General features: G+C 69.2%; 14 protein-coding genes. 9 read left to right on the top strand and 5 right to left on the bottom strand.

Annotated elements, in window-relative coordinates:
* Positions 1-27: 27 nt before the first annotated feature.
* The 7 genes from BLQ03_RS08220 to BLQ03_RS08190 all read left to right on the top strand — a co-directional run bounded on the left by BLQ03_RS08220 (position 28) and on the right by BLQ03_RS08190 (position 6,567).
* Positions 28-837: a methyltransferase domain-containing protein gene (locus BLQ03_RS08220; protein WP_090754716.1), complete on the top strand. Its 810-nt coding sequence runs from the start codon at positions 28-30 to the stop codon at positions 835-837.
* 324 nt (positions 838-1,161) lie between these two features.
* Positions 1,162-1,722 (top strand): F0F1 ATP synthase subunit delta, encoded by a 561-nt coding sequence (locus BLQ03_RS08215; RefSeq protein WP_175558797.1) that lies wholly within the window; start codon positions 1,162-1,164, stop codon positions 1,720-1,722.
* Entirely contained in the window at positions 1,722-3,257 is a 1,536-nt protein-coding gene (gene atpA / locus BLQ03_RS08210; protein ID WP_090754713.1) for a F0F1 ATP synthase subunit alpha, read from the top strand. Before BLQ03_RS08215 ends, atpA begins: the two co-directional genes overlap by 1 nt.
* A gap of 13 nt (positions 3,258-3,270) precedes the next feature.
* Positions 3,271-4,149 carry a F0F1 ATP synthase subunit gamma gene (locus tag BLQ03_RS08205; protein ID WP_090754711.1) on the top strand — a complete coding sequence of 293 codons (879 nt, stop codon included), beginning with the start codon at positions 3,271-3,273 and terminating at the stop codon, positions 4,147-4,149.
* Between the two features lie 21 nt (positions 4,150-4,170).
* Complete coding sequence (gene atpD, locus BLQ03_RS08200; RefSeq protein WP_090754709.1) at positions 4,171-5,640, top strand: F0F1 ATP synthase subunit beta; 1,470 nt, start codon at positions 4,171-4,173, stop codon at positions 5,638-5,640.
* Between the two features lie 9 nt (positions 5,641-5,649).
* Positions 5,650-6,099 carry a F0F1 ATP synthase subunit epsilon gene (locus BLQ03_RS08195; protein ID WP_090754707.1) on the top strand — a complete coding sequence of 150 codons (450 nt, stop codon included), beginning with the start codon at positions 5,650-5,652 and terminating at the stop codon, positions 6,097-6,099.
* 117 nt (positions 6,100-6,216) lie between these two features.
* A complete protein-coding gene (locus tag BLQ03_RS08190) occupies positions 6,217-6,567 on the top strand; it encodes an H-type lectin domain-containing protein (RefSeq protein WP_090754705.1) in 351 nt (116 codons plus the stop codon).
* A 3-nt stretch (positions 6,568-6,570) separates the two neighbouring features.
* On the opposite strand, the gene BLQ03_RS08185 is transcribed toward BLQ03_RS08190, so the two are convergent.
* Complete coding sequence (locus tag BLQ03_RS08185) at positions 6,571-7,344, bottom strand: alpha/beta fold hydrolase (protein WP_090754703.1); 774 nt, start codon at positions 7,342-7,344, stop codon at positions 6,571-6,573.
* Entirely contained in the window at positions 7,341-7,931 is a 591-nt protein-coding gene (locus tag BLQ03_RS08180) for a 2-hydroxychromene-2-carboxylate isomerase (RefSeq protein WP_090754701.1), read from the bottom strand. The genes BLQ03_RS08185 and BLQ03_RS08180 overlap by 4 nt, the downstream gene beginning before the upstream one ends.
* Positions 7,932-8,031: 100 nt before the next feature.
* Between BLQ03_RS08180 and BLQ03_RS08175 the strand changes: the two genes are divergently transcribed.
* A complete protein-coding gene (locus BLQ03_RS08175) occupies positions 8,032-9,051 on the top strand; it encodes a ribose-phosphate pyrophosphokinase (RefSeq protein ID WP_090754699.1) in 1,020 nt (339 codons plus the stop codon).
* A 57-nt stretch (positions 9,052-9,108) separates the two neighbouring features.
* Here the strand turns inward: BLQ03_RS08175 and purD are convergent, their stop codons facing one another.
* Positions 9,109-10,371 carry a phosphoribosylamine--glycine ligase gene (gene purD, locus BLQ03_RS08170; RefSeq protein WP_090754860.1) on the bottom strand — a complete coding sequence of 421 codons (1,263 nt, stop codon included), beginning with the start codon at positions 10,369-10,371 and terminating at the stop codon, positions 9,109-9,111.
* Positions 10,372-10,547: 176 nt separating this feature from the next.
* On the opposite strand from purD, the gene xseA reads away from it, so the two are divergent.
* Entirely contained in the window at positions 10,548-12,233 is a 1,686-nt protein-coding gene (gene xseA / locus BLQ03_RS08165; protein ID WP_090754697.1) for an exodeoxyribonuclease VII large subunit, read from the top strand.
* Between the two features lie 5 nt (positions 12,234-12,238).
* On the opposite strand, the gene BLQ03_RS08160 is transcribed toward xseA, so the two are convergent.
* The gene (locus BLQ03_RS08160; protein ID WP_090754695.1) at positions 12,239-13,465 is read right to left on the bottom strand and encodes an MFS transporter; all 1,227 of its coding nucleotides are present in this window, start codon (positions 13,463-13,465) and stop codon (positions 12,239-12,241) included.
* The gene (eda, locus tag BLQ03_RS08155; protein WP_090754693.1) at positions 13,462-14,103 is read right to left on the bottom strand and encodes a bifunctional 4-hydroxy-2-oxoglutarate aldolase/2-dehydro-3-deoxy-phosphogluconate aldolase; all 642 of its coding nucleotides are present in this window, start codon (positions 14,101-14,103) and stop codon (positions 13,462-13,464) included. Before eda ends, BLQ03_RS08160 begins: the two co-directional genes overlap by 4 nt.
* Positions 14,104-14,180: the final 77 nt, after the last annotated feature.

Raw genomic sequence — 14,180 nt, 5'->3', positions numbered from 1 at the left:
GGGGCGGCGCGGGGCCCTGATGGCGCCATGCATCATGACGTCCTCGACCTGCGCAGCTTCTATTACCAACGCGCGCTGGGCCGGGTGGTTCAGCGCATCCTGCGCGACCGGCTGACGGCAATGTGGCCGCCCGAGCGGACCTCGGGCATGACCGTCGCGGGCTATGGCTTCGCGGTGCCGATGCTGCGGCCCTACCTGGCGCGGGCGCGGCGGGTGACGGCGCTGATGCCCGCACGACAGGGGGTGATGCCCTGGCCCGCGGGCGCGCCGAACCACAGCGTCCTGTGCGAGGAAACCGCCTGGCCGCTGGAAACCGGCAGCGTGGACCGCCTGATCGTGCTGCACGGGCTGGAAACGGCGGACCACGCCGATGCGGTGCTGTCGGAATGCTGGCGCGTCCTCGGCCCCGGCGGGCGTCTGATGGTGATGGTGCCGAACCGCGCCGGGCTTTGGGCGCAAAGCGAGGCCACGCCCTTCGGCATCGGGCGCAGCTATACGCGCGGCCAGCTCGAGGCGCAGGCGCGGGCCGCAGGCTTCGTGACCGAGGCGATGGGGGCGGCGGTCTACATCCCTCCCTCGGACCGGCGCTTCTGGCTGAAAAGCGCCCAGATGTGGGAACGGACGGGCAGCCGCATCGCATCCGTCCTGATCGCGGGCGTGGTGATCGCCGAATTCGCCAAGCAGGTCCCCGCCATGATCGGGCCCGCGCAGAAGATCCTGGTGCCCAGCCCGCTTGAGGTGCTGGGTGGCATCCGCAAGCCACGGCCCCTGGTGCGGCCGGCGCCGCATCCGTCGGGCGGACAGGGCAGGGCAGGCATGAACATCCCGGGAAGGTAGCGGCTCGCAGCCAGCGATTTTTCCGTCGTAAGGGAACCGGCATTGCGCCAGGCTGCTTGAGACGCGCTGACACGCCCTTGGGCGCGGCCCGCACCGCATCCTTGCTCCCCCCAAGCCGGTCTCCCATATGCGGGACAGTTCGGCGGGTGGCGGTGTCATTTTAGCCCTGCGACCTGTTGCGCGCAGAGGGCGACTGCTGTTAGAGACGCGCCAGATTCAGGGGCGCGCCGTCCACAGGCCTGCCCTGCCGTTGTCCGCGCCCCGTGACTGACCGCCCCAAGGGCGGCCCGCCCGCGGGGTTTGGCGCAAACCAAAGGGGTGTCCGTGGCCAATACCGCTTCGATTTCCGCAAACATCGCCGGCCGTTATGCGCAAGCCGTGTTCGACCTGGTCAAGGAGGAAGGCGCCCTCGACCGTCTCTCCACCGAGGTCGAGAGCCTGCGCACGACGCTGAACGACAGCGCCGACCTGCGCACCCTGATCGGCTCGCCCCTGTATTCGCGCGAGGACCAGGAATCGGCCATCGTGGCCATTGCCGGGCGGATGGGCCTGTCGGCCATCATGACCAACACGCTGCGTCTGATGGCGCAGAACCGCCGCCTGTTCACCCTGCCGCAACTGGTCGAGCGCCTGGGCGAGCTGATCGCCGACGAGCGCGGCGAGGTCACCGCCGACGTCATCGCCGCTGCCCCGTTGTCCGAGGAACAGCAGCGCCGCCTGACCGAGACGCTGGCGCAGAAATCCGGCCGGACCGTGAAACTGAACACCCGCGTCGATGAAAGCCTCATCGGCGGAATGATCGTCAAGCTGGGCTCGCAGATGATCGACAGCTCGATCCGCTCGAAGCTCGCTTCTCTCCAGAATGTCATGAAAGAGGTCGGATAATGGGAATCCAGGCTGCCGAGATTTCGGCGATCCTCAAGGATCAGATCAAGAATTTCGGTCAGGACGCCGAGGTGGCCGAGGTCGGCCAGGTGCTGTCGGTGGGCGACGGCATCGCGCGCGTTCACGGCCTGGACAAGGTGCAGGCCGGCGAGATGGTGGAATTCCCCGGCGGCATCCGGGGCATGGTGCTGAACCTTGAAACCGACAACGTCGGCGTCGTGATCTTCGGCGACGACCGCTCGATCAAGGAAGGCGACACCGTCAAGCGCACCCGGTCCATCGTGGACGTGCCGGTGGGCCGCGGCCTGCTGGGCCGTGTCGTGGACGCGCTGGGCAACCCCATCGACGGCAAGGGCCCGATCGACGCGACCGAGCGCCGCGTGGCCGACGTCAAGGCCCCCGGCATCATGCCGCGCAAGTCGGTGCACGAGCCGATGGCGACCGGCCTCAAGTCCGTTGACGCCATGATCCCCGTCGGCCGCGGCCAGCGCGAGCTGATCATCGGCGACCGCCAGACCGGCAAGTCGGCGATCGCGATGGACACCATCCTGAACCAGCGCAACTACAACGGCCGCGAAGCGGACGGCATGAAGACGCTGCACTGCTTCTATGTCGCCATCGGCCAGAAGCGCTCGACCGTCGCCCAGCTGGTCAAGAAGCTGGAAGAAACCGGCGCGATGGCCTACACCACCGTGATCGCCGCGACCGCGTCGGAACCCGCTCCGATGCAGTACCTGGCCCCCTATGCCGCGACCGCGATGGCGGAATACTTCCGCGACAACGGCATGGACGCGCTGATCATCTATGACGACCTGTCCAAGCAGGCCGTGGCCTATCGCCAGATGTCGCTGCTGCTGCGCCGTCCGCCGGGGCGCGAAGCCTATCCGGGCGACGTGTTCTACCTGCACTCGCGCCTGCTGGAGCGTTCGGCCAAGCTGAACGAGGACTTCGGCGCGGGCTCGCTGACCGCCCTGCCGATCATCGAGACGCAGGCGGGCGACGTGTCGGCCTACATCCCGACCAACGTGATCTCGATCACCGACGGCCAGATCTTCCTGGAAACCGACCTGTTCTTCCAAGGCATCCGCCCGGCCGTGAACACCGGTCTGTCGGTGTCGCGCGTGGGCTCGGCCGCACAGACCAACGCGATGAAGTCGGTCGCCGGTCCGGTGAAGCTGGAACTGGCGCAGTACCGCGAGATGGCGGCCTTCGCGCAGTTCGGCTCGGACCTCGACGCGGCGACGCAGAAGCTGCTGAACCGCGGCGCGCGCCTGACCGAGCTGATGAAGCAGCCGCAGTACTCGCCGCTGACCAACGCCGAGATCGTCGCCGTCATCTATGCCGGCACCAAGGGCTACCTGGACGACATCCCGGTGCGCGAGGTCGGCCGTTGGGAAGAGGGTCTGATCTCGTTCCTGCGCAACCAGCACGCGGACGTCCTCGACTGGCTGACCCGCGAAGACCCGAAGATCAAGGGTGACGCGGAAGCTCGGCTGAAGTCGGTCCTGGACGCCTACGCCAAGACCTACGCCTGAGGAGAGGGGACAGATGCCCAGCCTCAAGGCTCTCAAGAACCGGATCGGAAGCGTCAAGAACACGCGGAAGATCACCAAGGCGATGCAGATGGTCGCCGCCGCGAAGCTGCGCCGCGCGCAGGACGCGGCGGAAGCCGCGCGTCCCTATGCCGAGCGCATGTCGGCCGTCATGGCCGGCCTGACCGCCGCGGCAGCCGGGTCGGAAGGCGCACCGCGCCTTCTGGCCGGCACGGGTGAGGACCGGCGCCACCTGCTGGTGGTGCTGACGTCGGAACGTGGCCTTGCGGGCGGCTTCAACAGCTCGATCGTCAAGCTGGCGCGCCAGCATGCCGAGGAGCTGCTGGGCCAGGGCAAGCAGGTCGCCATCATGACCGTGGGCAAGAAGGCCCGCGAGCAGCTGCGCCGCGACATGGGCCAGTTCTTCGTGCATCACGTCGATCTGTCCGAGGTCAAGCGCATCGGCTACGAGAACGCCCGCGACATCGCGCGCGAGATCCTCGAACGCTTCGACGGCGGCGACTTCGACGTGGCCACGCTCTTCTACAGCCGCTTCGAATCCGTCATCAGCCAGGTCCCGACCGCGCGCCAGATCATCCCGGCAGTGGTCGAGGAGGGGCAGGGCGGCGACAGCGCCTCGGCCCTCTACGACTACGAGCCCGGCGAGGAAGCGATCCTGTCCGAGCTGCTGCCGCGGTCCATCACCACGCAGGTCTTCGCGTCGCTGCTGGAAAACGCGGCCTCCGAGCAGGGCGCGCGGATGACCGCCATGGACAATGCGACGCGCAACGCGGGCGAGATGATCGACAGGCTGACGACGCAGTTCAACCGCTCGCGTCAGGCGGCGATCACCACCGAACTCATCGAAATCATCGCGGGCGCCGAAGCGCTCTGACGGAAATAAAGAGGTAAGAAGATGGCAGAGGCTGAAGCCCGCAACATCCTGGCCGACGAACCGTCGCGCGCCGGCGCCAAGGGCAAGATCACCCAGGTCATCGGCCCGGTCGTGGACGTCCAGTTCGACGATCACCTGCCGGCGATCCTGAACGCGCTAGAAACCGAGAACAACGGCCGCAAGCTGGTTCTGGAAGTCGCCCAGCACCTGGGCGAGAACACCGTCCGCACCATCGCCATGGACGCGACCGAGGGCCTGGTCCGCGGCGCCGCCGTGACCGACACCGGGGGGCCGATCTCGGTTCCCGTGGGCGAGGCCACCCTGGGGCGCATCCTGAACGTCGTGGGCGAACCCGTGGACGAGCGCGGCCCGGTCCATTCGACCGAGACCCGCGCGATCCACCAGCCCGCGCCGGACTTCGCCGCGCAGGCGACCAGCTCGGAAATCCTCGTCACCGGCATCAAGGTCATCGACCTGCTGGCCCCCTATTCCAAGGGCGGCAAGATCGGCCTGTTCGGCGGCGCCGGCGTGGGCAAGACCGTTCTGATCATGGAACTGATCAACAACATCGCCAAGGTGCACTCGGGCTATTCCGTGTTCGCGGGCGTGGGCGAGCGGACCCGTGAAGGCAACGACCTTTACCACGAGATGGTGGAATCGGGCGTCATCAAGCCGGACAACCTGGCCGAGTCGCAGGTGGCTCTGGTCTATGGCCAGATGAACGAGCCTCCGGGCGCGCGGATGCGCGTTGCCCTGACCGGCCTGACCGTGGCGGAACAGTTCCGCGACGCGACCGGCACGGACGTGCTGTTCTTCGTGGACAACATCTTCCGCTTCACCCAAGCGGGTTCGGAAGTGTCGGCGCTTCTGGGCCGCATCCCCTCGGCCGTGGGCTACCAGCCGACGCTGGCGACGGACATGGGCGCAATGCAGGAACGCATCACCTCGACCAAGAAGGGCTCGATCACCTCGATCCAGGCCGTCTACGTTCCGGCCGATGACCTCACCGACCCGGCGCCCGCGACGACCTTTGCCCACCTCGACGCCACGACCGTTCTGTCGCGCGCCATCTCGGAACTGGGGATCTATCCGGCCGTGGACCCGCTCGACTCGAACAGCCGGATCCTCGACCCGGCCGTGGTCGGCGAAGAGCACTATCAGGTCGCCCGTGACGTTCAGGGCATCCTGCAGAAGTACAAGTCGCTTCAGGACATCATCGCCATCCTCGGGATGGACGAACTGTCGGAAGAGGACAAGCTGACGGTGGCCCGTGCCCGGAAGATCCAGCGCTTCCTGTCGCAGCCCTTCGACGTGGCCAAGGTCTTCACCGGCTCGGACGGCGTGCAGGTTCCGCTGGAAGACACGATCCGCTCGTTCAAGGCGGTCGTGGCCGGCGAATACGACCACCTGCCGGAAGCGGCCTTCTACATGGTCGGCGGCATCGAGGACGTGAAAGCCAAGGCGCAGCGCCTCGCCGCTGACGCGGCGTAAGGGGGCGACATGGCCGACACGATGCAGTTCGACCTCGTCTCGCCGGAACGGAGACTTGTCTCCGTTCCCGTGCGCGAGGTTCGCCTGCCGGGCACCGACGGCGACCTGACGGCGATGCCCGGTCACGCCGCGACGATCGTCACGCTTCGGCCGGGGATCGTCACGGTGGTGGACGCGCAGGGCACCGCGACCGAGTTCGCCGTGACCGGCGGCTTCGCCGAGATCAACGGCGAGTCGGTCAGCCTGCTGGCCGAGCGGGGCCACGCCCGCGCCGAGATCACGCAGGAGGTCTACAACGAGATGATGCGCGACGCGCAGCGCGCGCATCGTGGCGTCGAGGCGCGGCGCGAGTCGGTCGGGGACGAGGTGGTTGCCGCCTCGGCCAAGATGCTGGGCGACATGCACGCGCTGGGAACCCACATCGGGCTGGACCCCAACCAGTCGACCGTTCCGGAATAACTCCGGCCTGGTCAGACCGACAAAAAGTTAGGCACCTCGCCCGTTCCGTCGGGCGGGGTGTTGTTGTTTAAGTCCCATGGATGCGGCGGGTTGAAAGAACCTGCCCAAGGGGGACGGATGCTGCGCTTCAGCCATACTGCCGTCGGCGTGCAACAGGGCCGCGCCTTCCTGTTCTCGGCCTTCGAGGACAACGGGCCGATGTGGACCGGCACGGGCCCGAGGGTCGAGCGGGTCCCGGTCAGCTTCGCCACGCCCTTTCGGGGCCCGCCCGTGGTTCATGTGGGTCTGTCGATGTGGGACATCTCGGTGGCGGCAAACCAGCGTGTGGATATCGCCGCCGAGGACGTGACCGCCGGCGGCTTTACGCTCGTCTTCCGCACCTGGGCTGACACGCGGGTCGCGCGGGTCCGCGCCGACTGGCTGGCCATCGGCCCGGCCGACCACGTGGACGACTTCGCCCTCGATTGAACCTCACCTGCGGCCGAGGTGCCCGGCCACCAGCGCCGTCACCTCGGTGGGATGGGTTACGGGGACCATATGCCCCGCGCGCGGCACCGTTGCCCGCTGCGCATTCGGCAGGCGTGCCGCCAGCGTGTCGAGGATCTCGTCCATGACCGCGGGCGATTCCGCCCCTGCGATCAGCAGGGTCGGGGCAGCCACGGCCTCAAGCCCCCCCGGCCGCAGGATGCCGTGGACATCGGCGCTGAGCGCGGCGTCCGTTTCAAGCACCAAGGGCATCAGTTCGACCGCCGCCTGCTGCAGACTACACGGCAGCGCCTTGAACCCGCCGGGTGCCCCCCAGACACTCAGGAACAGCCGCGCGGCGGCCTCCATCTCTCCGGCAGCGGCGAGGGCGGCAAGCTCGTTGTCCAGCGCATGGCCCGAGCGGGAGGCAGCGAACAGCACCGGCTCGATCAGCGTCACCGAGCGGACCCGCTGCGGCGCGGCCACCGCCAGCCGCAGGGCGACCGTGCCCCCGAGCGAATGGCCGATCAGGTCCACGGGCCCCGTGCCCAGCAGCCCTTCCGCGATGCGGGTAACGGTTGTGTGGTAGTCCTCACCCCCGGCAGGACGCCACGCCTCGCTGCGCCCGTGCGAGGGCAGGTCGAAGGCGGTCAGGTCCACCTTGCCGCCAAGCCGTCGCGCCATGGGATCGAAGGCCCGCCCGCTGCCCATCATGCAATGGATCGCCACCGCCGGGCGCGAGGGATCGCCCGGCCAGTGCCGGACATGAACCGCGCTCACAGCGTGGCCAGGTGCCGGTCCAGAAAGTCCAACCGGTCCTGGCCCCAGAACCGCTGGTCCGAGTCCAAGACGTGATAGAAGGGAACGCCGAAGACGCCGGCCTCGACTGCCCGTTCGAGGTTGCGGGCATAGGTTTCGGCGCCCACGAACAGCCCGCGGTCGGCAAGGCCCGGATCGAAGCCCGCCTGCGACAGCGCCGCGCGGATCACCTCGTCCTCGGCGATGTCGCGTCCCTCGGCAAAGCGCGCGGACAGGATCGCCCGCACCAACCCGGCCACGTCGCCCCCTGCCTCCTGCGCGGCGATGATCGCATAGGCCGCCGGGGCGGGGTTCGTCATCGGGACGTCGATCCGGATCGGCAGGCCCAGGTGTTCGGACCAGCGGGTCAGCTCCTGCCGACGGTAGTCCATGCGCGCGGGGTGGCGGTTCTGCGGGCGCGTGCCCCCGGTGCGGTCGAAAAGCTGCATGGCGTCGATGGGGCGATAGGTGACGCTCGCCCCGTGGCGCGCGGCGATGCGCTCCAGCCGGTCGCCCGCGAGATAGGCCCAAGGGCTGATCGTGCTGAGGTAATAGTCGATCTGCGCCACGTTCCGGTCCTCCTGCGGTTTACCCGGACGCTATCGCGGTGCTAATCGGGCCGCAATCCGGCGAATCCCGGCCGGGCGACCCTAGCGACCAAGGACTCCCATGCCTGCAATGACCGAACCCAAGCTGATCGCGGGGAACGCGAATCGTCCGCTGGCCACCGGAATCGCACGGCGGATGTCGATGCACCGCGGCATGAACGTGGACCTGGTGAACGCGCGGGTCGAACGCTTCAACGACCAGGAAATCTTCGTCGAGGTGTATGAGAACGTCCGCGGCGAGGACATGTACATCATCCAGTCGACGTCGAACCCGGCCAACGACAACCTGATGGAACTGCTGATCATGGCCGACGCGCTGCGGCGCAGCTCGGCCAACCGGATCACGGCGGTGATCCCCTATTTCGGCTATGCCCGCCAGGACCGCCGCGCCAAGGCCCGCACGCCGATCAGCGCCAAGCTGGTGGCGAACCTGCTGACCGAGGCCGGGGTGGACCGCGTCCTGACGCTGGACCTGCACGCGACCCAGATCCAGGGGTTCTTCGACATTCCGGTGGACAACCTCTACGCCGCGCCGATCTTCTCGTTGGACATCATGCACCACTTCAAGGGCCGCATGGACGACCTGATGATCGTCTCGCCCGACGTGGGCGGCGTGGCCCGCGCGCGCGAGATCGCGGCCCGGATCGACGCGCCCTTGGCGATCGTCGACAAGCGGCGCGAGAAGGCGGGTGAGATCGCCGAGATGACGGTGATCGGCGATGTTTCGGGCAAGACCTGCATCATCGTGGACGACATCTGCGACACGGCGGGGACGCTGGTGAAGGCCGCGCAACTGCTGGCGGACCACGGCGCGACCGAGGTCCACGCCTATATCACCCATGGCGTCCTGTCCGGACCGGCGGTGGGCCGGATCGAGAACTCGATCATGAAGTCGCTGGTCGTCACCGATTCGATCGCCCAGCCCGAGGCGGTGAAGAACGCCCGCAACATCCGTATCGTGCCAACCGCGCCGCTGTTTGCGCAGGCGATCATGTCCACCTGGAACGGGACCTCGGTGTCTTCGCTGTTCGAGCTGGAAACGCTGCAGCCGATCTATGAAGGAATGTACGCCGCGGTCTGAGCGGCGCATCCTCTGACCCGAAAGAAGGGGCGCGTGACGATCACGCGCTCCTTGTCGTTACAGCGCCCGCCAGCCGATATCGCGGCGGAAGAAGCCCTCGGGCCAGTCCACCGCCTCGGCCAGCGCATAGGCGCGGTCGCGCGCCTCGGCCAGCCTGGCCCCCCGGCCGGTCGCGTTCAGCACCCGCCCGCCGGCCGAGACCAGCCGCCCCTCGCGTTCCGCCGTGCCCGCATGGAAGATCATGGCGGACGAGCTTTCGGCCAGGTCTTGCGGCAGCCGGATCGCCGTCCTCTTGGCATAGTCGCCCGGATAGCCCTGCGCGGCCAGCACCACGGTCAGCGCGTGATCGTCGGCCCAGTTCACGCTGACGCTGTCCAGCCGCGACTCGGCGCAGGCCTGGATCAGGTCCAGCGCCTGCGCGCCCAGCCGCATCATCAGCACCTGGCATTCGGGGTCACCGAAGCGGACGTTGTATTCCACCAGCCGCGCGCGCCCGTCCCGGATCATCAGTCCGGCATAAAGAACGCCCTGGAAGGGCGTTCCGCGCCGCGCCATTTCCTCGACGGTGGGCTGGATGATCTCGGCCATGACGCGGGCCTGCAGGTCCTCGGTCAGGATCGGGGCAGGGGAATAGGCGCCCATGCCGCCGGTGTTCGGGCCGCTGTCGCCCTCGCCCACGCGCTTGTGGTCCTGCGCGGTGCCGATGGGCAGGCAGGCCGTGCCGTCCACGAGGACGAAGAAGCTCGCCTCCTCGCCTTCCATGTATTCTTCGATCACCACCTCGGCGCCCGCCGCGCCAAAGGCGCCGCCGAAGGCCGCATCAATGGCCCCCAGCGCCTCGGCCTCGGTCATGGCGACGGTGACGCCCTTGCCGGCCGCCAGCCCATCCGCCTTGACGACAATGGGCGCACCCATGCGGCGGATGTAGTCACGCGCGCCCTCAGCCTCGTCGAAGCGCGCCCAGGCGGCGGTCGGCGCTCCGCAGGCGTCGCAGATTTCCTTGGTGAAGGACTTGGACGCTTCCAGCCGCGCCGCTGCCTGCGACGGCCCGAAGGCCGCGATCCCCGCCGCGCGCAACGCATCCGCCACGCCCGCGGCCAGCGGCGCCTCGGGGCCGATCACCACCAGATCGATCGCGTGTTCCTCGCAGAAGGCGACCACCGCCGCGCCATCCTCGATCGCCAACTCGGCGCAGCGGGCGACGGCGGCGATCCCCGCGTTTCCCGGCGCGACGATCAGCCGGTCGCATTTCGGGTTCTGCCGGATGGCCCAGGCCAGCGCATGTTCGCGTCCGCCGCCACCGAGGATCAGGATGTTCATGCGCAAGCCCTCCATTCTTGCGCGTGCTTGTGGCCGAAAGCTCCGGTTCGGACAAGACGCGGGCGGGGTTTCTTCCTTGAGCAAACACCCCGGGATGAATGCGGCAGGGGCCCATTCATGGGCAGCACCCCGGTCGGGCGCTTGCCCCCGCAGCCCGACCGGTCCATCTATCCCCCATGGACCTCTTCGAAGACGACGCGCCCGGCGCCGAGGCCGGCAGCAACGCCCCGCCCCTGACCGTTTCTGAAATCTCGGGCGCCGTGAAGCGCGTGATCGAGGGCGAGTTCGGCCGCGTCCGCGTGCGGGGCGAGGTCGGGCGCGTGTCGCGGCCCGGTTCGGGGCATCTCTACTTCGACCTCAAGGACGACAACGCCTGCATGGCCGCCGTCTGCTGGAAGATGCAGGCCGCCCGCCTGGCGCACCGCCCCGAGGAGGGGATGGAGATCATCGTCACCGGACGCCTGACCACCTTCGCCAACCAGTCCAAGTACCAGCTGATCGTCGAGCAGGTGGAACCCGCGGGCCTCGGCGCGCTGATGGCGATGCTGGAGCAGCGGCGGAAGGCGCTGGCGGCCGAGGGGCTGTTCGACGCCTCTGCCAAGCGGCCGATCCCTTACCTGCCGGGCGTGATCGCGGTCGTGACCTCGCCCACCGGCGCGGTGATCCGCGACATCCTGCACCGGCTGCGCGACCGCTTCCCCAGCCGCGTGCTGATCTGGCCGGTGGCCGTGCAGGGAACCGCCTGTGCGCCGCAGGTAGCGGACGCGATCACGCGCCTGAACGCAATCCGGCCCGGCGGGCCGGTGCCGCGCCCCGACCTCATCATCGTGGCGCGTGGCGGCGGCTCGGTCGAGGACCTGTGGGGCTTCAACGACGAGGCGGTGGTCCGTGCGGTGGCGGCCGGGACGATCCCGCTGATCTCGGCCGTGGGGCACGAAACCGACACGACGCTGATCGACCATGCCGCCGACCTGCGCGCGCCCACGCCCACGGCGGCGGCCGAGATGGCGGTGCCGGTGCTGGCCGATCTGTCCGCGCGGCTGTCGGAACTGCAGGCGCGGCTGCTGCGCGGCACGCGCGCTCGGCTGGACCGTTCCACCCAGCGGCTGGGCGATCTGGGACGCGGCTTGGGCCGCCCGCAGGCGCTGACGGACCCGGCGCGGCAGCGGCTGGACCTCACTGGCCCACGGCTGGAGCCCGTGCTGCGCGCTTTCACCCGCGACCGCCGCCGCAGCATCGAGGCGCTGCACCTGCCACTGTTCGCTCTGCGCGGCTTCATGGCCGACCGCCGCGCGGGCGTGGAACGGGCAGGGCGCGCACTGGAGCAGGAGCGCCTTCGGGATCAGCAGCGCAGGCGCTCGGCGCTGCCCGTGGTCCGTGCGGGCGCGGTGCGGATGTTGCAGGCGCAGGCAGCGCGGCGGCTAGAGGACATGCAGCCCCGGTTGGACAGCGCGGGTAAGCGCGCAACCATCAAGGTGGCGGAACGTCTTTCTGCCCTGACCACGCGGCTGGACCGCGCGCAGGCGAAGATCCGGCGCGAGCAGACCGAGGGGCGGGTGCGGGCGCAGGAGGCCACGCGCCGCCTCGCCGCCCTTGCTCTCCGGCTGACGGCCGAGCGGCGGGGCCAGCTGGAAGCCCTCGACCGCCTGCGCCAGACCTTGGGTCATACCGAAACCCTGCGTCGTGGCTTTGCCATCGTGCGCGGCCCTGATGGGCTGGTCACCTCGGCAGCGGTCGCGGGCAAGGCAGCCTCGCTGGAACTCGAGTTCCACGACGGGCGGGTGAAGGTGCATCCCGAAGGCAGCGCGCCCGGCCCACGACGCGGCGCGAGGAAGCCGCCCGAGCAGGGCTCGCTGTTCTAAGCGCCTCAGCGCGTCTCGCGCGGGCGCAGGGCCATCCAGATCAGCGCCCCGCCCGCCAGCGTCAGGAAGGGCAGCATCATCAGGTTGACCGCCGACCAGCCCTGCTGCGCGGTGCCGCCCCCGCAGCCCATCAGCGCGCCCGAGGACAGCGAGGCCAGGAACACGCCGCCGAAGACGATTGCGTCGTTGATGCCCTGTACACGGCCGCGTTCTTCCGGCGTGTGCTGCGCGGTCAGCATCGCGGTCGAGCCGATGAAGCCGAAGTTCCAGCCCAGGCCCAGCAGGATCAGCGCGAGGTAGAAATGGTCAAGCTCCACCCCGCTCAGGGCGACCGCGCCTGCCCCGGCAAGGATGACCAGACCGACCGTCACGATCCGCTCGGCCCCGAAACGGGCGATCAGGTGGCCGGTGAAGAACGCGGGTCCGAACATGGCGATCATATGCGCCTGCGTGACGCCGGACGCATCCGCGACGGCAAAGCCGCAGCCGGCCATCGCCAGCGGCGTCGAGGTCATCACCAGGTTCATCAGCGCGTAGGAGACCGTGCCGCAGATCATCGCCACGACAATGCCGGGGCTGCGCAGGATCTGCGACAGGCTGCGCCCTTTGCCCGCGCCGCCGCGCGACTGCGGCAGGACGGGGATGCGCAGCATGGCATAGATGAAGGGTCCCAGCAGGTTCAGCCCGATGATGGCGGCAAAGGTCATGGCGAAGGGGATCGCGCTTGCTTCGGCCGTCATGGTGGCGAGCTTCGGGCCGATCAACGCCGAGACGAGGCCACCGGCCTGCACGAAGCTGATCATCTTGGGCTGCAGCGCCTCGGGTGCCGTATCGGCGGCGGCGAAGCGATAGAAGCCCTGCGCCGACATCTGCGCCCCGATCAGCGTACAGCCTAGGGTGAACAGTGCGAAGTTGCCGCGTTCCAGCCCCGCGAAGGCAATGCCCGCGCCGAGGGCCGCGACCAGCGAGGCGACGGTGAAGCCCGCCCGGCGCCCGTGCCGCGCCATGAAGCCCGACAGGAACCGCGCCGAGATCGCCGAACCCAGCATGACCATCGACACCGGCAGCGTGGCAAAGCAGGGGTTCGGCGCGATCATCGCCCCCGCAAGCCCGGCGGTGATGAAGACCATCGACAGCTGCGCACCAAGGATCGCCTGGGCCAGCACCAGAACGCCGACGTTCGCCCAGGCCAGGCGGCGGCTGTCAGGGGTGTCGGTGGCAAGGACGCTCATGGACGAAGGGCCGCCGCCTGCCGCGCCAGCGCCTCGATCCCTGCCCAGTCGCCCGCGCGCATCATGTCCGCCGGAGAGATCCAGCTGCCGCCGACGCAAAGGACGTTGGACAGCGCCAAGTAGTCGGGCGCGTTCGCGGCCGAGACGCCGCCCGTCGGGCAGAAGCGGATGCCCGGCAGCGGGCCTGCCAGCGCCTTGAGATAGGCAGGACCGCCCGCAGGCCCGGCGGGGAAGAACTTGAGCGTGTCAAAGCCCGCCTCGACCGCCTGCATCGCCTCGGACGCCGTGGCGACCCCCGGCAGCAGCGGCAGCGCGCATTCCTCGCAGGCGCCGACCAGCGTGTCGGTCAGGCCGGGAGAGACCGCGAAACGCGCCCCCGCCGCCCTGGCCCGGTGAGCGTCCTGCGTCGTGATGACCGTCCCGGCGCCCACGACCGCGCCCTCGACCCGCGCCATTGCCGCAATGGCCTCAAGCGCGGCAGGGGTGCGCAGCGTGACCTCGAGCACGGGCAGGCCGCCCGCGACGAGGCTGCGGGCCAGCGGCTCGGCCCAGGCCGCGTCCTCGATCACGATCACCGGGATCACCGGCGCCATGGCGCAGATCTCGCGGATACGGGCGGACTGGCTTTCGGGCGTCATGGAGGGACCTTTCGGAAATCCTGCGCGACCCTGCGCCGGGCGCGTGTCCGACGCAAGGGCGGCGTCCGCCCGCCCCC

It is taken from the genome of Paracoccus chinensis (genome assembly GCF_900102885.1).
GTDB classification, from domain to species: Bacteria; Pseudomonadota; Alphaproteobacteria; order Rhodobacterales; family Rhodobacteraceae; genus Paracoccus; species Paracoccus chinensis.
The sequence above is the reverse complement of the archived record's forward strand: the minus strand, read 5'-3'. Positions and strand labels throughout refer to the sequence as shown.

Coding starts and splice junctions, on each gene's coding strand:
- BLQ03_RS08220 (WP_090754716.1), top strand. CDS start 28: ATGCATCATGACGTCCTCGACCTGCGCAGCTTCTATTACCAACGCGCG.
- atpA (WP_090754713.1), top strand. CDS start 1,722: ATGGGAATCCAGGCTGCCGAGATTTCGGCGATCCTCAAGGATCAGATC.
- BLQ03_RS08205 (WP_090754711.1), top strand. CDS start 3,271: ATGCCCAGCCTCAAGGCTCTCAAGAACCGGATCGGAAGCGTCAAGAAC.
- atpD (WP_090754709.1), top strand. CDS start 4,171: ATGGCAGAGGCTGAAGCCCGCAACATCCTGGCCGACGAACCGTCGCGC.
- BLQ03_RS08195 (WP_090754707.1), top strand. CDS start 5,650: ATGGCCGACACGATGCAGTTCGACCTCGTCTCGCCGGAACGGAGACTT.
- BLQ03_RS08190 (WP_090754705.1), top strand. CDS start 6,217: ATGCTGCGCTTCAGCCATACTGCCGTCGGCGTGCAACAGGGCCGCGCC.
- BLQ03_RS08175 (WP_090754699.1), top strand. CDS start 8,032: ATGCCTGCAATGACCGAACCCAAGCTGATCGCGGGGAACGCGAATCGT.
- purD (WP_090754860.1), bottom strand. CDS start 10,371: ATGAACATCCTGATCCTCGGTGGCGGCGGACGCGAACATGCGCTGGCC.
- xseA (WP_090754697.1), top strand. CDS start 10,548: ATGGACCTCTTCGAAGACGACGCGCCCGGCGCCGAGGCCGGCAGCAAC.
- BLQ03_RS08160 (WP_090754695.1), bottom strand. CDS start 13,465: ATGAGCGTCCTTGCCACCGACACCCCTGACAGCCGCCGCCTGGCCTGG.
- eda (WP_090754693.1), bottom strand. CDS start 14,103: ATGACGCCCGAAAGCCAGTCCGCCCGTATCCGCGAGATCTGCGCCATG.